The organism is Clostridium beijerinckii HUN142 (assembly GCF_000621745.1).
Classification (GTDB): Bacteria; Bacillota; Clostridia; order Clostridiales; family Clostridiaceae; genus Clostridium; species Clostridium beijerinckii_A.
In genome coordinates this window covers 267525-291057 of the sequence record NZ_KK211335.1, presented here as the reverse complement: position 1 = coordinate 291057, position 23533 = coordinate 267525, and the positions used below count along the sequence as shown (strand labels likewise).

21 protein-coding genes are annotated in these 23533 nt (G+C 28.2%); 3 read left to right on the top strand and 18 right to left on the bottom strand.

The features are described from left to right. Positions 1 to 188: 188 nt before the first annotated feature. From T483_RS0119520 to T483_RS31180, 4 genes are all read right to left on the bottom strand, one after another. A complete protein-coding gene (locus tag T483_RS0119520) occupies positions 189 to 383 on the bottom strand; it encodes a hypothetical protein (RefSeq protein WP_026888341.1) in 195 nt (64 codons plus the stop codon). A 608-nt stretch (positions 384 to 991) separates the two neighbouring features. Next, the gene (locus T483_RS0119515) at positions 992 to 2035 is read right to left on the bottom strand and encodes a galactose ABC transporter substrate-binding protein (RefSeq protein ID WP_026888340.1); all 1044 of its coding nucleotides are present in this window, start codon (positions 2033 to 2035) and stop codon (positions 992 to 994) included. Between the two features lie 211 nt (positions 2036 to 2246). Continuing rightward, complete coding sequence (locus T483_RS0119510; protein ID WP_026888339.1) at positions 2247 to 2417, bottom strand: aspartyl-phosphate phosphatase Spo0E family protein; 171 nt, start codon at positions 2415 to 2417, stop codon at positions 2247 to 2249. 772 nt (positions 2418 to 3189) lie between these two features. Next, on the bottom strand, positions 3190 to 3330 hold the full coding sequence (locus tag T483_RS31180; protein WP_155268517.1) for a hypothetical protein: 141 nt from the start codon (positions 3328 to 3330) through the stop codon (positions 3190 to 3192). A gap of 1498 nt (positions 3331 to 4828) precedes the next feature. Here T483_RS31180 and T483_RS0119505 point away from each other — a divergent pair. Further along, positions 4829 to 5146: a hypothetical protein gene (locus tag T483_RS0119505; RefSeq protein ID WP_026888338.1), complete on the top strand. Its 318-nt coding sequence runs from the start codon at positions 4829 to 4831 to the stop codon at positions 5144 to 5146. A gap of 313 nt (positions 5147 to 5459) precedes the next feature. Here T483_RS0119505 and T483_RS0119500 read toward each other — a convergent pair whose 3' ends face one another. From T483_RS0119500 to T483_RS0119475, 5 genes are all read right to left on the bottom strand, one after another. Next, complete coding sequence (locus T483_RS0119500) at positions 5460 to 6311, bottom strand: hypothetical protein (RefSeq protein ID WP_026888337.1); 852 nt, start codon at positions 6309 to 6311, stop codon at positions 5460 to 5462. 268 nt (positions 6312 to 6579) lie between these two features. Continuing rightward, a complete protein-coding gene (locus T483_RS0119495; RefSeq protein WP_026888336.1) occupies positions 6580 to 6861 on the bottom strand; it encodes a hypothetical protein in 282 nt (93 codons plus the stop codon). Positions 6862 to 8174: 1313 nt separating this feature from the next. Then, positions 8175 to 8711: a fused DSP-PTPase phosphatase/NAD kinase-like protein gene (locus tag T483_RS29515; RefSeq protein WP_242841893.1), complete on the bottom strand. Its 537-nt coding sequence runs from the start codon at positions 8709 to 8711 to the stop codon at positions 8175 to 8177. A gap of 577 nt (positions 8712 to 9288) precedes the next feature. Further along, a complete protein-coding gene (locus T483_RS0119480) occupies positions 9289 to 9732 on the bottom strand; it encodes a DUF3888 domain-containing protein (RefSeq protein WP_431603158.1) in 444 nt (147 codons plus the stop codon). A gap of 214 nt (positions 9733 to 9946) precedes the next feature. Beyond that, positions 9947 to 10540 (bottom strand): undecaprenyl-diphosphatase, encoded by a 594-nt coding sequence (locus tag T483_RS0119475; RefSeq protein ID WP_026888334.1) that lies wholly within the window; start codon positions 10538 to 10540, stop codon positions 9947 to 9949. A 1197-nt stretch (positions 10541 to 11737) separates the two neighbouring features. Between T483_RS0119475 and T483_RS0119470 the strand changes: the two genes are divergently transcribed. Continuing rightward, positions 11738 to 13771 (top strand): N-acetylmuramoyl-L-alanine amidase family protein, encoded by a 2034-nt coding sequence (locus T483_RS0119470; RefSeq protein ID WP_026888333.1) that lies wholly within the window; start codon positions 11738 to 11740, stop codon positions 13769 to 13771. Between the two features lie 180 nt (positions 13772 to 13951). Here T483_RS0119470 and T483_RS0119465 read toward each other — a convergent pair whose 3' ends face one another. The 4 genes from T483_RS0119465 to T483_RS32505 form a co-directional block, all read right to left on the bottom strand. Further along, complete coding sequence (locus tag T483_RS0119465; RefSeq protein WP_080697081.1) at positions 13952 to 15355, bottom strand: sensor histidine kinase; 1404 nt, start codon at positions 15353 to 15355, stop codon at positions 13952 to 13954. Positions 15356 to 15357: 2 nt separating this feature from the next. Then, positions 15358 to 16038, bottom strand: a complete 681-nt coding sequence (locus T483_RS0119460) for a response regulator transcription factor (RefSeq protein WP_026888331.1) — start codon at positions 16036 to 16038, stop codon at positions 15358 to 15360. Between the two features lie 572 nt (positions 16039 to 16610). After that, on the bottom strand, positions 16611 to 17390 hold the full coding sequence (locus tag T483_RS0119455; RefSeq protein WP_026888330.1) for a polysaccharide deacetylase family protein: 780 nt from the start codon (positions 17388 to 17390) through the stop codon (positions 16611 to 16613). A 516-nt stretch (positions 17391 to 17906) separates the two neighbouring features. Beyond that, entirely contained in the window at positions 17907 to 18287 is a 381-nt protein-coding gene (locus T483_RS32505) for a hypothetical protein (RefSeq protein ID WP_431603160.1), read from the bottom strand. Here T483_RS32505 and T483_RS32230 point away from each other — a divergent pair. Further along, complete coding sequence (locus T483_RS32230; RefSeq protein ID WP_242841891.1) at positions 18214 to 18387, top strand: hypothetical protein; 174 nt, start codon at positions 18214 to 18216, stop codon at positions 18385 to 18387. The genes T483_RS32505 and T483_RS32230 overlap by 74 nt on opposite strands. A gap of 359 nt (positions 18388 to 18746) precedes the next feature. Here T483_RS32230 and T483_RS0119440 read toward each other — a convergent pair whose 3' ends face one another. The 5 genes from T483_RS0119440 to T483_RS0119420 all read right to left on the bottom strand — a co-directional run bounded on the left by T483_RS0119440 (position 18747) and on the right by T483_RS0119420 (position 23533). Next, positions 18747 to 20375 carry a COG4705 family protein gene (locus T483_RS0119440; RefSeq protein WP_026888329.1) on the bottom strand — a complete coding sequence of 543 codons (1629 nt, stop codon included), beginning with the start codon at positions 20373 to 20375 and terminating at the stop codon, positions 18747 to 18749. A gap of 121 nt (positions 20376 to 20496) precedes the next feature. Continuing rightward, entirely contained in the window at positions 20497 to 21834 is a 1338-nt protein-coding gene (locus tag T483_RS0119435; protein ID WP_026888328.1) for a sensor histidine kinase, read from the bottom strand. Beyond that, complete coding sequence (locus tag T483_RS0119430) at positions 21824 to 22498, bottom strand: response regulator transcription factor (RefSeq protein WP_026888327.1); 675 nt, start codon at positions 22496 to 22498, stop codon at positions 21824 to 21826. The genes T483_RS0119435 and T483_RS0119430 overlap by 11 nt, the downstream gene beginning before the upstream one ends. Positions 22499 to 22652: 154 nt before the next feature. Beyond that, a complete protein-coding gene (locus T483_RS0119425) occupies positions 22653 to 22832 on the bottom strand; it encodes a hypothetical protein (RefSeq protein ID WP_026888326.1) in 180 nt (59 codons plus the stop codon). A 98-nt stretch (positions 22833 to 22930) separates the two neighbouring features. Beyond that, positions 22931 to 23533 (bottom strand): phosphatase PAP2 family protein, encoded by a 603-nt coding sequence (locus T483_RS0119420; RefSeq protein ID WP_026888325.1) that lies wholly within the window; start codon positions 23531 to 23533, stop codon positions 22931 to 22933.

Sequence of the window (23533 nt, the reverse complement as noted above, 5' to 3'; positions counted from 1 at the left end):
ATAATACAAGTTCATCACAGAAAATGATGAACTTTCATTTTATAAACTTAAAGTACCGCAAAGCATCCCACCCATGATTCTTGCTAGTTTTAAATACTTATATTATTCAAATTATTTTTCATAATAAAAAGTATATCTATTTTTACCGCTTCTTTTAGATTCATACATGCATTGATCCGCCATCTTTACTATTTCCATTGGATCATACCTTGCAGTGGAAAAAAAGCACCTCCAACGCTGCATCCTATATTCATTTTTCTATCTTTAACTATATAATCTTCACTTATATGATTAATAAATTCTACAAACACATCATCATTATCAAATGATTTTAATGCACTCTCCTTTACATAATATAAAAATATAAATATCGTTCCATGCATACCTTTGACTCATTGAAGCAGTCGCCAAATATATAATTTATTTAAACATTCCGAACGTAAAATATTATATAAATTTAATCATATTTTGCGTATGTTGAAATAGTCAAAAGGATCTGGTATTTTAAATCTTTTAAAAATACTAGGTCTTCTAACAATTTTATTTAAGCTCTAAAATATAATAATCTTCATAATTACATCCCATAGAAAACTACTACAATTACCAAACATGTCAAAAATTAAAAATATACAGCATACTTCATAACTATTACAATTATAATTTAATCTTAATAACAACTTTCTAGTAAATCTATTTCAAATACAGTTACACCAAAATTGACCATTCTACACTTTATAAGAAACTGTTCAGATCTATATTTAAATTCATAATCACAATCGCCAATTGCTGATGTTATTATAAATAAAAAGATACAGATATATATTTATCTGTATCCTGATAAAGATTGATAGTGGAATGCTTAGTATAATGGGATAAACTAATTCATTCTTCTTTATTATAATGCTAAACAAAAACATTATCTATGTAATTCAACTAGTAAGGTCTAACAAAATAAGTATCTATATGCATTAATTATATTAAAATCACTTTATTATCCTATGTACTCCTTATATGGTAATCTAACTGCCTTTCCTGTCTCATCAAATTTATACTGTGTGTCTAGAAGTGGAGGATTACCCTGAAATACATTTAAGCCTATAGTATAAATAGCTTTTGCCATTTCCGAAGGATCTTGAAAGACTGAACCTGCCATCCTCCCATTTTTTATCAATTCTTGAGCATCAGGTGTTGCATCCACTCCTACAACAGCTATTGTTTTCTTTGGATCACCTAAATTGTATCCGTATTTTTGCAATGCCTCAATAGCTCCTATGGCCATCTCATCATTATTTGCAATTATCGCTTCTATTCTATTATCATATTGCAAGAATAAAGCACTAATATTTGTCCTAGCCAGATCTCTCTCCCAGTTACCAATAGTTGATGCAATTTGTGCTATTTGTATTCCTGCTTTTTCAAGAGCTTTAATTGAAAATTCTGTTCTTTCTTGAGCTTCTATGTTATTTTGAGGACCGCGTAATATAGCATATTGCAAAACACCATTATTATTAATATCAATGGACGTTCTTTTATGATTCCACAAATTAACAAGAATTTGTCCTTGCAAATTTCCTGCTTCTTTTGCATTTGTTCCAACATAATAAGCTTTTTCATAGGATTTAATTGCTTCAGTTGAAAGAGGTTCACGATTAAAGAAAATGATAGGTATCCCTCGTTGCTTAAAACGATCAATTACTTCTTGAGTAGCTTTTGTATCAACCAAATTAATTAAAATAATATCTTGAAGATTATTTTCTAAATTACTAAGAATTTCATTTTGTATTGCTTGGTTCCCCTTGCTATCATAGAAATTAAACTTAACTTTCCCCTTATTTTGATTTTGAATTTCTTCTAAGTTTTGTTTAACCAAGGAAATATACTTATCTTTAAAGTCATATAATACTACATCTACTACTGTTGCATGATTTTGTCTAAATAAGTTTTCCTCACCTTTTACCTCAATATCTCTATATGGCATTTCATATATAATAAATATTAAATATAAAATTACTAATATTCTTCTGAATGTTCTCATCTGAAATCATCTCCTTCATTTTATATAATAGTATTATTCTCATTAAAATTTATAAATATTTATTTCTACACATTTAGAAGAAAGCGTTATCTATATTAATCTTTTTTAGTTAACAAAAAAGGTATAGTGTAATTCCTGAAAATATGTACACTTTATAAGACGAGTTTTAGTTATTATACAAGGAGAAATTTTAAAATTTCTCCTCTTCGTTTTACTTTTCTACTTTGCTAATTAGTTTGTTGTACTCATTCAAAATTTCATCCAATTCTTGACTTGCTAAAATTACGTCAGGATCTAATAGATTTGATTTTTCATTAATCAGGTCCTGTAATAATTTTCTCATCACATTAATTTTATTATTTATGTTCTCCATTTCTTTCATAATACCCCTCCTTTCGTCATCCAATTATAACAATTAAAGAGAATTATGTATTAAACTGTAAGTATTTTTGTTTTATATGCACAAAAAGAACCCTCTTAATTTGTAAGGGGCTCTTATACAATCTATTATTTGTATATATTTAAATTAAATAAATCAAAACTAATTATCATCATACTACAAATTCTATCTTCACTGTGAAACTCTTTTTTGAATATTCATAATTAAAAAACTTTTTATTTTACTTCATTATAACTTTCTTTAATATATCTCTGCTTTTTCTATGAATATCTATTATATTTTTCTTTTTTAGTTTTATTGTTATATTTAAATATGAAGAATATTTATAACTAAAAATTTTATATATTCAATACACATAAACTTCTCACTGTTCAATCTATAGGAGTTAAGATGGACAGAATAAAGCTATTATAGTGATAATATATTTTCAAATTTAGATATAGCTTTATTCAGTCCATCTTTTGTAATACAATAACGTCGCTTTGCTCCTAATGAAGAGAAGTTCAAGCTATTTTATATATTTTATTACTTTTAGAACCTATATGTCACGATAGTATATTCTAAGCATTTGTAAACTCTATATGTCTTGAACTTCTCATTAATTCTTATAGCCTGCGGCAGCAAGGAATAAATATATTGGAGCACAGCGTGCTCCTTGTGGCTGTGCCCTCTATCAGTTTATTTTTATTTCTACGTGCTTAATTTAAATTATCTTTGTATACCACTAAATAGTTTGTGATTAATTATATTTTATCTATGCTCTTATGTTATAGATGTTATTGATATACCTATATACTAATTTTTTAAAGGACAGGTTTATTTTCTTTTGAATTCTTCGGGTGCCGCATCCACCACCCAAAAACGGACAGGTCATACAGCTACAGACTTCTAACATTGTAAAAGTCTCCTCATCACTCGGAGCCTTTTACAAAGTAAGAATCTGTACGCATTAGACTATTCCATTGTTTGGGTTCCCGGTGAGGCACTTCGGGATGGAGATTTTCATGAATAACTTATAATTAAGTAACTATGCAGTTAAATTCTTTCTTTAAAATATGTATAGAATATTTATCCATCCCTCTGACTGGAACTTTTGTTTATGGTTCTTTTTTTAGTTCATTGTTAAATTATTGTTTATGGTATAGGAAAATGTAAAGATAATGTTTAGTTGGCCAGACAAGCTGACAAGAATTTTTGGAGGCTTAGACATGCCATCACAATTATATAAGAAAGTATTAGTAATGTGACGGCATGCCTATCTTGTACAGGCTTATATTAATTACTATAATGTTTGATTATATGGTTTTACGCTCTAAAAATCCAATCACTAAAAATAATAAATTGTATTACAGGGAAATTATTTTTAATGATACGATTTTCAGAGCTATTATCTACTTTTAATTATTTAGAAATATTAAAAAAGCCAGTCCAAGACCGCTCCCATTGATAAACTCTATATTATACATATTATATAGTTTTTTTCATATAACATGATACATTTGCAACATGGCTTATAAAAGAAAAAGGCTTTGTATCAAAAGCTCAATTTGATTCACTTGTAAATACACTACCATATGAAAGCAGAAGAAAGTTAATCATATACTATAAAATAGAATATGAACATTACCTTGATACAAGACCAATGCAACTAGAACTTGAAATAAAATAAGCCTGAAGAGGTCCTCTTCAGGTTTGCTTTGTTTCCATTTAATATAGCACAAACTACAGAATTAATTACCGAAATTATAAGACGAGTCTCTGTTGTTTTTGGGGCAAATACTTAAGCTCCATAAAAAATAAATATTGTACAGGGGTGAGAGTTCGCAACCACCTTTACAATATTTATTTTTTATTGGTATAATCGCTCTTCCAAAAAACATTATTTTAGATAAGCTCCGTTACTATAAACTTAAAATCCATCTTTTCTATTCATCACTATATTTATATATTGAAATTACTTTTATTAATAGAGCTTGTTTAAAATTTCATTTTTAGTACTTCCATATTACATGAATTATCTAGCCGTATAAATAAAAAAGAATGATCTACTAGAGTGTACTAGACCATTCTGAATACTGGTTAATATTTATTTAATAAGGGGTAAATAATATTTAACTACTTTATATTTATATAATACTTGAGATTTGTGACAGCAATATTACAAAATCAAATTTATATTATCTGCCGCCTTTATTAGTATTGTAAATTATTATTATTATTTAAGATATATTAACTTATAATATAAATACCCCGCAAATATTAATTATTACATACATACATGCCACCTTATTGGGGCATTTTTTGTTTAATCTACATTTTGAATATTTCATCCCTAAGTTGACATAATAACAATGATATATTAAATAAACTTTAACATTAAAGGTGGTAAAGCAATGAAAAAATTTATTTCTATATTTTTAATCTTTTTCTTTATATCAACTTACTTTAATATTACAGGCGTATCTGCTGAACCTAAAACATTTAAACAAGGCATTTACACTTGGAGCGATACAGGTTTACCGGCCAATTCACCTATTACTATAAAACTTGGGGCATCTACTAATAAAGCTATAGTTATGGTTGTTGACTCAGACCAAACTATGGAAGCTCTATTAAGATTAAATACTCGAGTTGCCCAACAGACTTTACCTCCACTTACATACACTTCTTCAATTATAATCTTTACTGATGGTAATGTAATATTTTCATAAAAGTTAATTTAAGACTGACTTTCCCATACGGTATTATTTCTAGAATCTCCTTTATTGGTAATTGTGTGTTTGCATGAGGATATGAGGACATGTGGTCTATGATAACGTCTTTGATTAAATTTTACATAGTAAGGGGGGAATATAAATTCAAATCTTTTTATTCTTCCTCTTCTATTTTTTTATATTTTATCCATTATTAGAATTACGGCATTAAAAAAATTGCAAATTCAATCTTTCTTGAATAATACGATTTTACAATTTGTTATTTAATTTTATTGATTTATGATTTAAGAATATTATAAAATATTAATATTTAATCTACATATTGTATTTCATAAAAATCACCTATTGATACTAATTTTCTATACATAGTACCATTGCCCTTACCATCTTTATCAGCAAAAACCCAGAAACACTTTCCTTTTATCCCCTGTATTGAATAGTCTATGTTAAATGTATCTTTAATATTATCTTTAGATATAATAGGTTCAATCCTATCTATACTATAAGATAATAGTACAGAACCTTCATCACTATCAAATGTTCGTGGCAATAAATATTCCTGCTCAAATAATTTTTTTATAATATCCTCTGTATTTAATTTATCCCCATGCCCTTTATAATAAAGAGGATTTTCACCAATAATATTTAATTCATATTTATCACCTTGTTTATAATAACTGCAATATATGGTCTTTGTTGGTGTCCATTTATCTGACTGATTATTACTGTCCCATCTTGTTCTTGTTTTAGTGCCTTTAACTGAATATAATACTCCAAAAACAGATCCTTCTTTTGTTTCTACAACAGTATCTATTTTCTTTATTTCATAATCTTCAATTGCAACATTTGAATCATTTAACCCCTTGTATCTATCGAATAAAATCGCCATAATTGAACTAATAATTCCATCGTTAGTCATATTGCCTTTGTTTACATATATATTTTTATTAATATCAATATTATCACATAGTGGACTACGACCACGACTAGTTGATTCTAGTTTTAAATTTAAATCAACTTCATTAGTATTAGTAAAATCATGATTATTGATTACTGGGTTTTCCTTAACTTCATTGCTATTGGTTTTAGAACTGCAACCTGTTAACAAAAGGAATATACCTAATATAAAAATTGCGCTATATACAAATTTAATATTTTTCATTCACTATCCCTACTTTCATTTACTCGAAAAAAAATTATAAGTGCACGCTGTTTTACTATTATAAATAAATTGTAAATATCATATTATTCAATTTTCAAAGAACATTTATATAATTTACTACGCCATATCTACAAATTGCGTAGTAAAAAAATCGTAAATTCAGTCTCTTGAATAATACGATTTTACAATTTGCTATTTGTTTTTAGTGATTCATAATTTAGGAATATTATTCATTAATAACTCAACTCTTTTAAAAACAGACTAAATTTTATTTGTTACTATTAACAATTTTTATTGATTCTTTATATCGGGTTCTATTGCGATTCCACGAAAATAATCCTATTAAAATACCAATAAAGCATATAAAAAGTAATCCGACATAGTCTAGAAGGCTAAAGGTTTTAAAAATAGTCTTACTACCTATATAATCGCCTATTACCTTACCAATTACAGACATAGTTACTATTAAAATCACATATTTAAATATATATAATGCAATCCCTTTCTCTTGTGTTTTTTCCCAAGTAAAAATAAATTTTTGTGAATTCATTGTTTACTCCTCCTTATAATTAATTCGTCAGAAATTACCATTATGAATTAATTATAACACAAATTGTAAAATCATATTATTCAGTTTTCAAAGATCATCTTTTTTATTACTTACTACGCCAAATCTACAGACTACGCATCAACATAATTTCTATTTTGAAGACTTTCATTTCATATGGGCGTCGTCAATGTACTTGCTTTTCTATCTGTCATTATTAGTTATGAGTGTTGTTGAAGCGCAATAAATCGCATCACTAAAAATAATTTCCTCTCTAATATTTATTTTTATTATTTTTAGTGATTGGATTTCTTAAGTGAAAACAACGCCATTGCTAATGAGGACTAGCAGGCAAGCAAGTACATTGTGGACCTGCCACCGCCTTCTATCAAATCTTATCTCTATCCTGGTGGTGGCAAGTCCAAGGCGCCATTTCCTGTATGCGCATGCATTGCTTCTCCATTGATCAGGTAATATCCCAAACAGAACCTCTTCATAATCTTTAAAATAATCTATATTTCATATGCTTTCTATTATTCATCGGATTTAAGGCGCAGCCTTTAATCCTCTCACTACACTTAAATTAACACCTGAAGAAAGTGTCAGTGTAATATTTGGAGCAAAGCTCCTTAGTATTACATATTGACTCTTTCTGGAGTTAGAGTTTAGAAGTACATTTAAATGATTCCCTTCGGAAAGAAAAACATTAACTCTCCATTCATATTCCCACGTTTCACAAAAAAATATTTATCTGCGCATGCATTATTGTCTCAATTAACACAATACACCAAAAACCATATTAACACCTCCTTCTCCATGATTTACATCAAGAAATCCTAATACAACAAAGAAGGCATGTACATTTAGCTAAATAACGTTTCCCGAAGTGTCCTAGCTGAAATTAAAGAATAAACTTAATTTTTCATAGTTTCTAGTAACTCAAAAAGGCCATAAAAATTCATGGCCTTTAATATTTTAGCTTGGACATTTACGGGACAACGACTTATTTAGCGAAGTGTACTTGCCTTATTGCGCTCCATCGGGTACCCAAATAGAAGGTTAGTATAATGCTTAGAAATTCTCGACTTAAATGAAGTTAGAGTTTGCCTGAAAATCCATCTAAGTCTCTAGAATTTCTTGCTGATGACCTGTCTCTTTTTTAGGTGGTGGATTAAGTACCAAAATTATTATGAATATAAAAATATCCTGTAAAATAAATATATATAGAAATATGAACATAATAGGTAGATTAAATTATACTTTCGAACAAAACAAAAATAACGTACACAAAAAATATTAATTAAATTTTAGCAGTACTATTTTTTATTATTTTTAATCCACTCAGACCATGATGTTTGAAATCCATCTTTATTATCCTTACAATAGTTATAAAAAACATTCATAAAATTTGATCTATCTTTGCTTTCATCTTGATCTTCACCTTTTAATAAATCTGATTCACCTATTAAAGTTTGGCGTTTCATTATATCTTCAAAGCTAACATTCTTTGCATTATGCATCATATCATACATTGCCATAAAAGTAGTAGTTCTTCCAGCTCCTCCTCTACAGTGAAAATGTAACCAAGTATCCTGTGGAAGATTTTTTACTGATTCAACAAATAAATCTACTTGATCATCTAATGGTTTTTCATGGTCAGTTACAGTTATTCTCAAATAACCCATCCCTAGACTTTTAGATAACGCTTCTTCAGTCTGTACACTTTCTGGGTTGTTAATTTCGCTAATTGTATTTATAGATTTACCTTTAGGCAGATTATCAAAAGCAACGTGCTTATCCTTTGATATTTCATTTAACTTATTCTTCTCATCTGTTATAATTGTAAGTCCCAACTCTATATCATTAAAAAAAGCTACTCTCTGAATTCACTTCTCGTATTTGAATTCAAATCAAAAAACACACTATTCATTTAGATAATGTATTTTTCTTTTATTACCCACTACATTTTATTATTATAACTTCATAATTTCTTTTTCACATTTGTATCACTACTTCATATAATATAAATGGAAGCAGATTAATTATCTTTACTGATTTCTCCTTACCATAAGCCCTATTAGGTGGAGCTTATTATTTTTCTTAAATTGTAATATAAACACCGAATGCTTATTTTAATTTTCACATAATAATAAGAGTACTAAATAAACATGATGACTTTTTAGTACTCTTATTATTATTCGAATTTAATCCATTCTTTTAATACATAGATAACATTAGTAATGTTCAGATTAAATTATAATATTAATATTTAATCTTTCATTTATATAAAATTGTGCGTATGAATGGGTGTATGTGGTCTATAATAAAATTTTCTATTAAACTTTGCATAGTCAGTAGAATTATGATTTAAATCTTTTTATTCTTCCTTTAATAATGTTGTGAATTAAAATTATTATAAAATATTTTTATTTAATAAGGTTTCTTTATTATGTATTTCCAATTCCAAGGCAACGGATGACTTTTTACATGTTCAAAATTCTTTATCTCAATTGAACCATATGCTGCAATCTCAATTATCATTCTATCATCACCAACAGTAATATGAGGCCCAACATACGGATGTGTAATTACATCCAATTGAATTCTATTTCCACCTATCCTTTTCACATTTATTATATCAACACTATACGGAGCTATTGTAGGAGACTCTGTCAAATACTCTTTATAATAATTATTAATTTCTTTTTTCATATATGGAACAATTAATGAAAGAACTACATCTCTATAAATAATTTCTTTTGAGTCGTTTGTTATTAGCAATTGTGTTTCTATGGTTATCGCATATACATTGTATTGAACTACAAAGGATGCTACTACAGTTAAAAAACTTATTACAAACGCAATTTTTTTCAAAAGTATCACCTCCAAAGAACTTATGTAGATAGTATTTCTTATTACTAGATTTATATAAAAAAATATTTCTATAATTTATTATTTAATTACGTTAAAATATATATTTAATATAAAAAAACAATGGTAGGAGAACAGAACCTACCATTGCTTTATAAAAAAGAGGATTTATCTTAATGAAAAATTTCTATAAAAGATTTTCTTATGAAGTTTTAACTTATCTGTTTACAGTCTCGTAGAACGATTTGATTCCAAATCTTTCTGCTATTTTCTTCTCAACTAGTTCATATAAATTGTCAATCTTACTTCTTAATTTCAAATTATAAATATAATTTACTGCAAAAACAATTATATACGCACCTACTACATCCATAGGATAATGGTTTCCAACATAAACTCTTGAAAAACCAACAATTAATGATAATATAGTTAAAATTGTACTAAGTATCTTATTATATTTTGCAAGTCCCAAAGCTATACTCATTGTTCCTGTAGCATGGTCACTAGGAAATGATGCATCTGTAACATGTGGTACTAATAAATTTACTTTATTGTGTACAAAAGGTCTGTCTACATAGTATATATTCCCAATTATAAAACTTAAAGTTAAATTAATTACTGTAATAACAAAAGCACTAAAAACGGCTTTTCTGCTATTAGAATTCTTTTTCATGATTCCTATGATAAATACTATTGCAGCAACTACCATAAATATGTAAGGGACATCTTTTGAAAAGAAAATCATAATCTTATCTAAAATTGCATTTTTATTTGCTAAATTATTTATTAGGTTAAAAATCTCCATATTCATTTTTATCTATCCTTTCTGTAATGTATTGTTACAAAATAATTGATACTCTGCTTATGGCCGCATATGCTGAACCACATGTTTTAATATTACTTCACCTAAAATTGCACTTAACAACAAACTACCTAAAACTACAAAACTTAAACTTATTTTTCTATATTTTTTACTAATAGTAAAATTTAATTATCAATGCTTTATAATAGTGCTGCCACACTCCTATCCTCTTCATTTAACAAATTTAGTGTTCTTAAAAAATGACTAAATTAATATTAATTTAATATATACTGATAATTAATAATTTAGAGAAGAAAGTGATTATTAATTTTAACAATTTTTAATGTAAATCATCTTGTTTTGTTATTATGAACCCAAAAGATTAAAATTAGATTAAAAATCTCTTAATTCTCGCTATAAAATAATTTTCACTTCGCCTTTTACTATTCTTATGTAGCTAACAAATCTGTATATAATTTTAAGGATAGTAAAATTTATTTCATGACATAATTAAAAATTCCATAAAACCACTGATACAACTATGTTATTCTAAACATACAAAAAAGTATTGCTAGAACTAAAATATTCTAGCAATACTTTCTTAAAACTTAGGAAATTATGTTGAAAAAATTTCATATAAATTTCTGCCTAAATCATACAGAAATTAAAAAACGCAGAAAAAATATTTAAAAGAGCAAACAAAATGTTTTTTCAATGGTTAATACTATGAATATTTTTTACATTCCTATTCTTACATGCAAACATTAAAATAATATTAAAATGATATTAGAATAACATTAGAATAGTTGATAATAATGATGCAATTATTATAGAAAAAATACAAACTAGTGATTAAATAATAGACTCATCTATCCAAGCAAATCGATTCTAAGTAGTATTAGAATTAATAAATGAAAAAAAACTACCTATTATTAGTAGAATAAAATATAAATAATAAAACTTCCTTAAATACCGTTAATAATATAAATTATTCGTAATTAAAACTATAGATATTCTATAATCTGTATTTTATATATGCCCATAAAATCAGTTACATATGTTTCCTGCACAGTTTAGAATAAACTTTAATTGATATTTTTATTATAATCTAATCCTATTCTAATGTTACTTTAATGTAATTTTAATTTTTAAATGTAAAAATAGCATATGTAAAAATATTAAATATTAGTTAATGGAGGAAACATTATGTTTAAAAGAAAGAATAAAATTACAGCTTTACTAGTAGCTGCTGCTTCAATTATGTCAATAGTACCAGCTATGGCAAGTGATACTACTGCTACAAGGTTAACAACTAACAATGGTAATATTACAAATGCAATCGCATATTCAAATGGGAAATATATATATCAAGGATATAAGAGCAGCGATGATACTGATGCTGTCTATTATAATGATGGAAATAAAGATAAAGCACTAGATAATCTTTCAAACGCAACTCTTAATACAGAATATAAAAATAAATATGCATTTACTAATGATGGATCAACTCAATACTTAGTTGATTTAACAAATGGAGATGTGACTGATTCAACAACTCCATCAGATGACATAGATACTGCTGCAACAAAATTGCAAACTAAGTTAAATAAAGCTTCTAGATATAAGAAAACAACAAATATTAGTGTAAATACATCTGACTTAGAAAATGGTCAAACTGCTTCTGATAAAGACAGTACTTTATTTACTATACCAGGAAGCAAATTGGGTGATAGCTGGTATTCATATGCTGTTAAGCCAAATAGCTCAGATGCTGATAAATATGTAGGTAGCGATAATAAATTATATGGATTTACTGATGACAGTGGTAAATATATAGATGCTTCTTATACTGCAAATATATATGCTTACAGTACAACAGAAGGTAAGACAGTTAAAATAAGCAACTACAGTAAACAAGCTGGTGATCAAGACAGTGATAGCAAATTATTAGCCACATTAATTCAACAACCAGTTGCTTTAACTCAAGATAAAGATTATATCTATGCATTAGCAACAGTTGCAATAACTGATTTTGGTACAAGCGCTAATGTAACTGGTGGAACTACTACATCAGCAGTTGCAAACGTTCCAAGTTTTTCAGACGGAGTTACAACAGTACGTACTTACATCCAAAAAATTTCTAAAGCGCAAGGAGATCAAAAGGATGATGCATATCTTCCAAAAACAGTAGAATCATACGAAGTTGGTAACTATATCACTAATGGTTACTCTGGAAAGACTGAATATGATTGCAGTGATGCGCATGATGCATACCAAGCAATACTAACTACACTTAGTGATGCAAATCATTCAGTAAGCAATTTGACAGATGTTACTCAAGAGGACGTAGTGGTAAGGACAGATAACGGAGAAGTTAAGCCATTATTTACAGTAAATAATGGTAACTTAGTTGCTATTGAGGCTACTGATTCTAAAGTAGATGCATTTACTTTAAAGTTCAAGAAAGATAAAGTAAAATTCTTAACATTCCCAGGATATAAGGGAACTGCAAGTACTACTGTAGCTGCAGCAAGCAATTTTGATACTAACAACAAAGTTGATGTATATATGTTAGAGAAAGATTCTGATGACAGTGTTGATTTAAATAATGGCAATGGTGTATCTGGAAATCTATCATATGACATCGATGTTGATGGAAATGCTTGGGTAGTTGCAGATGGTAAGATCTATGAATACAAAGCTGGCGGAAGTATGACTAAAGTTTATACTTGTGATTCTTCATTGGATTCAATAAGTGCTTATGATTCCAACAACATAGTTGCATGGAAAGCTAATGGAGACGTTTATACAACTGTTAACGGAAATGCAGCAGATAATTCAGCAACTACAACAGCTGGAGCAACTACAACAGCTAAAGTTGGCTGGGATAAATTAGCAGATGGAACTTGGAACTTCTATGATGCAACTGGAAATAAGGTTGTTAATAACTGGGTTAATATTGGTGGAGTTTGGTATTTCTTAAAAGCTGACGGTGTTATGGCTACTGGCTGGATTAATGCTAACGGTACTTGGTACTACTTGAAATCATCAGGTGCTATGGCTACTGGATGGGTAAATGATAACGGTACTTGGTATTATTTAAATGCATCAGGAGCTATGGCTACTGGCTGGATTAATGATAATGGTACTTGGTATTACCTAAATGCATCAGGAGCTATGTTAGCTAACACAACTGTTGATGGTTATGTATTAGGATCTTCTGGAGCTTGGATTCAATAATCTAACCATTTAATGATATATGATACTTAACTAAAAGTTCACATAATTATTAATAAGATAAAAAAATATTGCTGAGAGCAAAAGCTCCCAGCAATATTTTTTTAAGTTTCTTTATACTATAAGTTATTGCAAAGGATATCCATGAAACTTTAAAACAACTGTGTAGAAGAATTCTTTAATTTAATTATGCTCCTTATTAAAATATAATTTAACAATTATATTTGTTCCCTTTCCTTCCTCACTTTCTACCTTTATGCTTCCTTGATGAATATTAACAATCCATTTAGCAATAGATAATCCTAATCCAGTACCTGCTTTGTCTTTAAATCTTGATTTATCTATTATATAAAATCTATCAAAAATATTATCTATTTCATCTTTAGCTATACCTATTCCCGTATCACTAACAGTTATTTCTGCAAATTCTTTATTTATTTCAGAATTTATTATTATTTTTCCATTCTCAGGAGTAAATTTAATACTATTATTAATAAATATTCTTAACATCTGCTTGATCATCCCACAATCTGCAACAATTTTTCCAATATCATTTCTATTTCTAAATATTTCATGAGTTTGATCGATTACATTACTTTCCTCAACTACTTCTTCAATTAATTCATTAAGCCAAAATTCTTTTTTCTCTATCACCTGAGTTCCGCTATCACCTTTTGCCAAAAACAATAGCCTTTCAACCAAATCAGCCATATTATCAGCCTCTAATTTGATTGCATATATTGATTTTTCTAATGCATCTTTATCATTTTTTCCCCATCTATCTAGTAGGTTTGCATACCCTTGTACAACCGCAATTGGAGTTCTAAGCTCATGAGAGGCGTCAGATACAAATTGTGCCTGCCTATTAAATGAATCTTGAAGCCTATCTATCATATTGTTAAAAGTATTTGCAAGTCTTTTTAATTCATCATCTGGACCTATAATGTCTATTCTTTCTTTTAGATTGTTAATACTTATATTCTCAGCCGTTTTAGTTATATTATCAATTGGTTTTAGCATTTTTTTGCTAACTATGTATCCTACCATAATGGAAGCAATAACACCTATAGAATCAGCAATAGCCATGAGTAGAAATACCATTTTCATAAAATCATATTCACTCTTCATATCTTTTACTATTTGAAAATATACTGTTCCATATTGTTGACTGTTATATTTAACACTTTTATATCCAAAATGTCTTTCTCTATCTTCTATGTGTTTTACTTTATCGTCTAAAGATTGAATATTATATCCAAGCTTACTAACATTATCCGGAAAATTATCCGAAGCATTTATTAATTCTCCATCATCTTTTATTATCCTTACATATATATCATCTTTTGATGTCATATCAGCAAATATCTCATCATTTGATAAATCTACTTTTTGATTCTCTACTGACACCATATCTAATATAATACTTTGAGTATCTTCTATATCACTATCTGCTTCACTATATAAATAATGTTCTATTCCAAATAGAATTGATGCATTTAACATAATTAATATTAATGAAAACATGAGAGCATAAACCGCAGTAAGCTTTCTAGAAATTCTTGCCTTATTAAAAACTCTGAGCTTCATAATTATTCTCCTTTAATGACATACCCTACTCCTCTTACAGTAATTATAGCCTTTTCACTAAATCCGTCATCAATTTTACTTCTTAGATATCTTATAAAAACATCCACTACATTGGTATCTCCTGCATACTCATATCCCCATACTGCTTCAATTAATTGGTCTCTTGTAAGGACAATATTTTTATTAACTAATAATATTTTAAGAAGATCATACTCTTTCTTTGTAAGTTTAATTTCCTTTCCAGCTCTCCACATCTGATGAGTTTTATCATTCATAGTTATATCATTCACATTTATTGTGTCAGTTTCACTTATCAATACTTTTTCTCTTGTATATACTCTTAGCCTTGCTAATAATTCCTCTATTGCAAATGGCTTAGTTAAATAGTCATTGGCTCCAGCATCAAGACCTATAACTTTGTCTGATACATCTCCTTTAGCCGTAAGCATTATTACTGGCACATTAGAAAACTCTCTAATTCTCCTACAAACTTCAATTCCATTTAAATTAGGTATCATGATATCAAGAAGTATTAAATTATATTCTACATCCTTTACTTTTTTAACAACTTCTCTTCCATCGTACTCTACATCAACCTTAAATCCTTCATGAATAAGTTCCATTTCAATAAACATAGCCATTTGCTTTTCATCTTCCACTAAAAGAATTCTAAAATCATTCAAATTTATAGCCTCCTTACATAATCTAGTTGCAGCATCACATAAAAAAATATTTATATACAATAACAAAACTTACACTTTTTTAATATTTTGATATCCCAATTTACTGCTTTGCTTCTACCTTGTTAAAGAATTTACACTACATAGTTTTAATTAATTCACTATCTTTAATAAAAATATTATATACGTCTATATATATTATTTCTATAAGTATTAAATCTTTTACTGTCCAAAAATACTTAGATATTTTCTCCAACTGAATTGTTTTATAATAATTTCATCTAAATATAAAAAGAGTTGCTATAAAAACAACTCCTTTTATGAATATGAGTAAAAATTTAAAAAGATCTTATATGAATTTCTGATGACGACATTCAGAAATTTCAAAATTCTAGGAAAAATATTTGATGATGAAAGAATACTTTTCCTTATTGCTAGAATAGTAAATCTCTTTACAATAATATTATTACATCAAAACATTAAAATTAGATTAAAATATAATTAGAATAACATTAGAATTAGAACCAAATTCTTTGTTATGAATAATACGGTATTTCAACTTTAGATATTCATTTCTATTTAGATGTTATTCTTTTCATGTGAAAATATAATTCAGGGGTATTTTCCGTGATAACTTTAAATTCGTACCCCTTAGATTTATAATATTTTATTATTTGTGGAAGAGCCTTACATGTATTTTTATGCATATCCGTACAATGCAGAAGTAATATTATTTCTTGAAAATTTTCACTTCCTTTTATTGCTTTTCTATATAGTGTATCCGGCGAAAGTTTTGAATTTAATCCATCCGTATTATCTAAATTCCAATCATATATTCTAAAGCCTTCATCATGTAGCCTTTTCAGATAATTCTTATTTAAGCGTTTGTTACTTCCACAGGGAAATCTGATTATGTTGGGTGAAATTCCAATAACCTCATTTATTTCGTTACGGCATTCAATCATTTCTTCTATAAATACATCTTCGCGGCTATAAATTTTGCTTAATTTATGCGTATACGTATGAAGGCCTATTCCATTTCCTTCATTATAAATTCTTTTTAAAACATCTTCTTTCCCTTTGATCTGATTTCCAATTATAAAAAATGTTGCATTTACACCGTTCTCTTTTAATACATCTAAAACATCATTAGTTACTTTATAACTAGGTCCATCATCAAAAGTTAAATAAATTATTTTTTTCTTACCACTAATTGTATTTTCATTTAAATCAACATCCTCACTAAATGCCATATCAGATAGTTCATAAGTTTTAATCATACCATCTGTAAATATAGTTAAAATAAAGATAAAATTTAATAAAAAGATTAAAGTATACTTTAATTTATATTTCAATATTACTTCCTCCTTTGTAACTTGTTTTATAAATTTAAAAGCTTTTTCTTTTTATTATTAATATTAGCTTCTTTACTCTTTTTATTTATAGCAATTTTAGGCATATATTAAAACTTATCTAATTTCCAAATGGCATTTTTATACATATCCAGCTGAATTTGCATTTACTATAATTTTTTATATTTTCTTTACAAGTCTTAGTTATTTTATTATTTTATCTAATTTCGTTAGTTTACCTCTCATTTTAGTTGTAGATGTTAATGCAACTAAATCTTCCTTTGTTACTTCAATATTATTATTTAATTTCTCTTCAACTTTCATTATACATTTGGGAATAGCTTGCTTTTTTATAACTTTCTAATACCAATACAATAATACTACTTTATTACATGCCAATTACTCTACCTCCTTAAAATCTTTAACATCTTTATGAGTTATAGTAATATAACTAATAAGAATAAATATTATAATAGTTAAACATAAACTAACTACTCCTGTTACAAGTCCAAGCCCCCCTCAATCATAAGGCACCCCCATCCAATCCGCAAACGAAGCACCTAATGGTCGTGTAATTATATAAGCAAACCAAAATGCAAAAATTTCATTCAATGATAACAGCCAGTAACCTAGAACTGTAATAGCAATCATCACTACAAATATCACACCAGAATATAAATACCCCAAATGCATTGTTGTCGCAGTCATGTCTCCTGCTTCTGTACCTAGTGCGAATGTAGTTAAAATGATAGCCCAGTAAAATAACTCTCGACGTCTAGTATAGATGCTGTGTATAGATAAAATCTTTTCACTCAAATACCATATTATGAAGATAATTGCTAGCAGAGCCACAAAGAATATTGTTGAGGCAATGTATGTAATGCCAAATCCAACATGCACAACATCGGCAGCCATAGTACCAAAAATGCTTACCATAATGACAGTTATCCAATATATCCACGGAACATATCTATATACTGAAAATCGAATTACTAAGTAAATTTTTTCTTTACTTAGATCCGACATCAAATAAGTCTCCTTTCAATAATTTTACTTTTCAATTATTTCTTCAAATTAATCCATATGTTTTTGTTCTAGCTTACGTAATGATAATCCATCAAACAATATGACATCACTTTTTGATTATCATGTCATCATCATATTTTATACCCAAGACACCAGTATTTTCACTCTTTTTATCAATATAATTCAACAAATGAAAATGAATTTGGTTTGAATCACTTTCCCAGTGTGAGTGAGAGTTTTACAGAGGCTAGACATTAGATAAATCAAAACATAATTTTCACAATTCCATCTATAATAAAAAACGATCACCTGCTAGATGACCGTTTATCATTTTTATTTGTTTGCTCCATTTAAGATACTGAGCGAACTTTCAAGTGCTGATTTACACTTGCTAGCATCAGGATTTTTTGAACGAACTGCCGACAATACACTATCAATAGTTCCATCAATTTGAGTCCATGTTTTATTATCAATTTTCCTTAACTGAGGCTCTGATGTATCCCAATTATGCTCCAATGCGTCAGCCTTTGTTTTGGCTGAAGCAAAGTCCTTTGAATTCACAAATTTCAGAATATCATTTTCAATTGTAATGAAATTTGTTAATTGTCCTTTTAATGCATTTTGCGATGCAGTTTGTGGAGATTCAGATTGTGGTGCTTTACTAGTATCTGTATTATTATCCGTATTATTCTCTACATTAGTATTTGTATTATTTTCTGCAGTAGAATCTGTATTCCCCTCCACATTATTCTCTGTATTATTTGCTCCGTTTAAGATACTTAGTGAATTATCAAGAACCGATTTGCACTTGCTGGCATCAGGATTTTTTGAACGTACTTCCGCTAATACATTATCAATAGTTCCATCAATTTGTGTCCATTTTGTACTATCTATCTTCTTTAACTGCGGTTCTGATGTATCCCAATCATGCTCTAAATCATCAGCTCTTTTTTTTGCTGAATCAAAGTCATTTGAGTTCACAGAATTTAGTATATCATTTTCAATTGTAATGAAATCTGTTAATTGTCCGTTTAATGTAGTTTGCGAAGAATTGGATTCAGGTGTTATATTTCTACTTAACCAAACATAACCACCTATACCAGCAACTAAGAAAATACACAATACTGCAATTGTTTGTATCAAAGCATTTTTCTTACTTCTATTTGTTTGATTTTCTGCTACTGCTTTATTTTTGAGATTTATATCACATTTTGTAACAGCAAGAAATATTATAATTGCTAAAATAGGTATAAGAAAAATTACGCTAGTAACTGTTGTTCCAAAACCTAATCCACCATATTCCTTAGGTTGAGATAAATAATCTCCGAGTGATGCTCCAAGTGGGCGAGTAAAAATATACGCAACCCAAAACGCTAATACTGCATCAAGTTTTATAAATTTCCATGCTAAAAATGAACAAGCTATTATGATAATAACTACTATTCCTGTATGAAGATAACCAAGAGCAAGCTGTTCAGAATATAAGTCTCCTACTGCTGTTCCAAGTGCAAATGTGAACAGAATAGTGAGCCAATAGAAAACTTCTCTTTTTCTTGTGTAAATTGAGTGTATAGATAGTGTTTTTTCATTAAGATACCAAAACAGAAAAGTTAATCCTAATAGTACACTAAAAACTACTGTACTAATTTCTAGAGGTACCCCAATTCCATCTGTTAAATTATCGGTTACTAAGGTTCCAAATACACTTATAAGTACAACTGTTAACCAATAAATACCTGGCACATATTTATTTGCTCTGAATTGAAGATATAATATACCTATAAATACTATTCCCATTATAATTGTAGTTAGCGTCAAGCCTAATCCAAGGTTGACACTTAAATAATCCGAAAATGTTTCACCTACAGTTGTACATAAAATCTTGATTATCCAGAAGAAAATAGTTACCTCTGGAACTTTACTTAATAAGTTTTTTGTCTCTTTTGCATTATAGTTTTCCATTTTACCTCCTTAGGTTTTAAAGTTATAAACTGTAATTGAAAAATTACATTAAACTTAATATTATTGATTTGTTCATATTACTATTCTTGCATATAAAAATGAAAATAAAATGAAAATTGGCTTATTTAAATTTCTTAATCACATCAGGCAACCATATAATAAATGTACTCCCTTTCCCTATTTCACTTACTACCTCGATGGTACCACTAAGAGCAGATATAATTTCACTGGCAATAGATAAACCTAACCCTGCGCCACCTATGCCGTATTGCCTTTGTTTATCTACACGATAAAATCGTTTAAATATATTTTTTTGCTCCTCCTTACTAATACCAATACCTTGGTCAGTTACCTTGATATAAATGCTATCCTTTTCCATAAATAAGTCCCGTCCTACTGATAGATATATAGTTCCACCATTTGGTGAATATTTTATGGAGTTTTCTACTAATATATTTAAAAGTTGTTTTAACCTATCTGCATCTGAATATATATCAAAGTCTCTAGATTCTTTTACTGATATTTTTATATTTTGTTTTTCTGCATATGATTGAAATTTTCTTGCTACTTGTTTAATTAAGTTAACTACATTTACTGATTCAATAATTAATTCTAATTCTCTGCTATCTGTTTTAGCCAAGAATAGTAAATCATTGACTAGCTTCGTTGAATCTCTTACTTCCTTTTGTAAATCTTCAAGTACCTCACAAGAAAAAGACGACAACTTATCTTTTTCTTCTAATTTTATAACTTCTAATCCTGCGCTTATAACTGTTAATGGTGTTCTAAGCTCATGTGACGCGTTAGCAACAAACTGCCTTTGAAAATCATAGGCTTCAATAATTGGTTTCATAACTTTATTTGTCATAAATCTACTGCACAAAATTGAAATCACAAAAAATAATAACGAAAATCCCAAAAGAATCCAAAAGGCCCTTTGAAAAATACTCCAAATATATGTGACATCTTTTCCTAAATATACTGTTCCAAATTGCCCTTCCTTTAGCTGCACATTTTGTGCCACCATTAATATATTTCTTACTTTACCGTCCATTGATTTTATTGTATGGTATTTTATCTGAGGCTCATTTGGTTTCCATCCACTTATGTAATTCAAGACCTGAGAGCGTATAGTTGTAGAAATTTCATCCTGCACAATTACTTCACCATTAGGTTTAATAAAATAATTAAAAAACATCTCATAAGTGCTATCATATTGAGTTTCAGATTGGGAATTGCTATCCATCTTATCTTTTTCATCAACTTGTCTTTGTTGTAATTCTACTACTTCAGACTCTACTAGATCTCTTAGCTCTATCTTCTGTTCGTTATAAATGCTGACAGCCATCACCAAGCTTGTAATAAAAATGAATAAAAATAGAACTGTAATAATTATTCTACTGTTAAATGCTCTTAAATATCTTCTAGTTTCAGAAAATAAGCTGCTTTTATGACTCAATTCTATAACCTACCCCTCGAATACTCTTTATCAAAGATGGATAACCTGTATCATCAATCTTTTTCCGTAGGATACGTATAAATGCATCTATTGTATTATAATTTACATCAGAATCATAACCCCATACCCTATCATGGATTACTTCTCTAGTTAATGCACAACCTTGATTTATAATTAATAAGTCCAACAGTTGAAATTCAGTTGGGGTTAATTGAATTTCTTTTCCTCTTATTTTTAATATAAAGGTAGTTCGATTTAATAAAATATCTTTGTATTGTATAATATCAGCTTTAATTTGCTTGTTACTTCTTCTTGACAATGCTCGAATACGCGCAAACAACTCTTCAAATTCAAAAGGCTTCACAAGAAAATCGTCAGCTCCTGCATCCAACCCCTCTACTTTATCTGATACAAAATCTTTTGCAGTCAAAATTAGTATCGCTCCATTATATCCCTTTTCTCGTAGTTTTCTACAAACAGTTATTCCATCCATTTCTGGCATCATCCAATCCAATATTATTAAATCATAGTAAAAATTAGATGCCAAAAACAAAGCCTCATTTCCATTGTCAACCCATTCTGCGTGATTTTTACCTTCTTTTTTTAACATATGAGTAATTAGTTTACCCAATCTAATATCGTCTTCAGCAAATAATATCTTCATTCTCATGCCCCTTATTCTATAATCTTTAATTATCTCTTTATATCTTAACTATTTTTACCATTATATAAGTCCATATATACACTTATATAACAGGAAAAAGCAGAAAATAAATTTTCTACTTTTCTCTACTAGATGTTATTTTCTTAATTGTGTCTTAAGCATATGAATCAATTATGTGATTTGATTTAGTTTCTGAACTTTTGCTGCTTAATTCAACTCTTTTTTCGCTAGCACTTTCATTAGCTTCTTCAGTTGCTTTACTATTTGCATTATTCTTCACATTTATTGTAGACATATTTTGTGTAACATAATGATTACTTATAGAACTACTCATTTTCTATCATCTCCTTTTCATTTTTTTATTCTATTTAAAGAAAATGAAAATTGCATGAAATTTGTGTAAATTATACTTTTCTCGATTAACATTAGAATTTAATTTGAACTTTTGGGTTGAAATAATTTACTGTGTAACTTTCCTAATCTTTCTGCTATTTTTTTCTCAACTAGTTCATATAAATTGTCAACTCTACTTCTTAATTTCAAATTGTAAATATAATTTACTACAAAAACAATTATATATGCACCTATTACATCCATAGGATAGTGATGTCCAACATAAACCCTTGAATAACCAATAATTATTGATAATATAATTAATATTCTACTAAGTAATTTATTGTATTTTTCAAGTCCCAATGCTATACTCATCGTTCCTGTTGCATGATTACTTGGGAATGATGAAGCTGAATCATGAGGCAATAATAAATTCACATTATTGTGAACAAAAGGTCTGTCTACATGAAATATACTTCTAACTATTATGTTTATAATCATATTAATTACTGTTACAACAACCGTACTTACAGCAATTTTTCTATTTTCATATTTCCTTTGTTTAAGTCCTAAAATAAATACTACTACAATGACCGCCATAGAAATATAAGGACCATATTCCGAAAAGAAAATCATCATCTTATCTAAAATTGTATTTTTATTTGCTAAATTATTTATTAGGTTAAAAATCTCCATATTCAT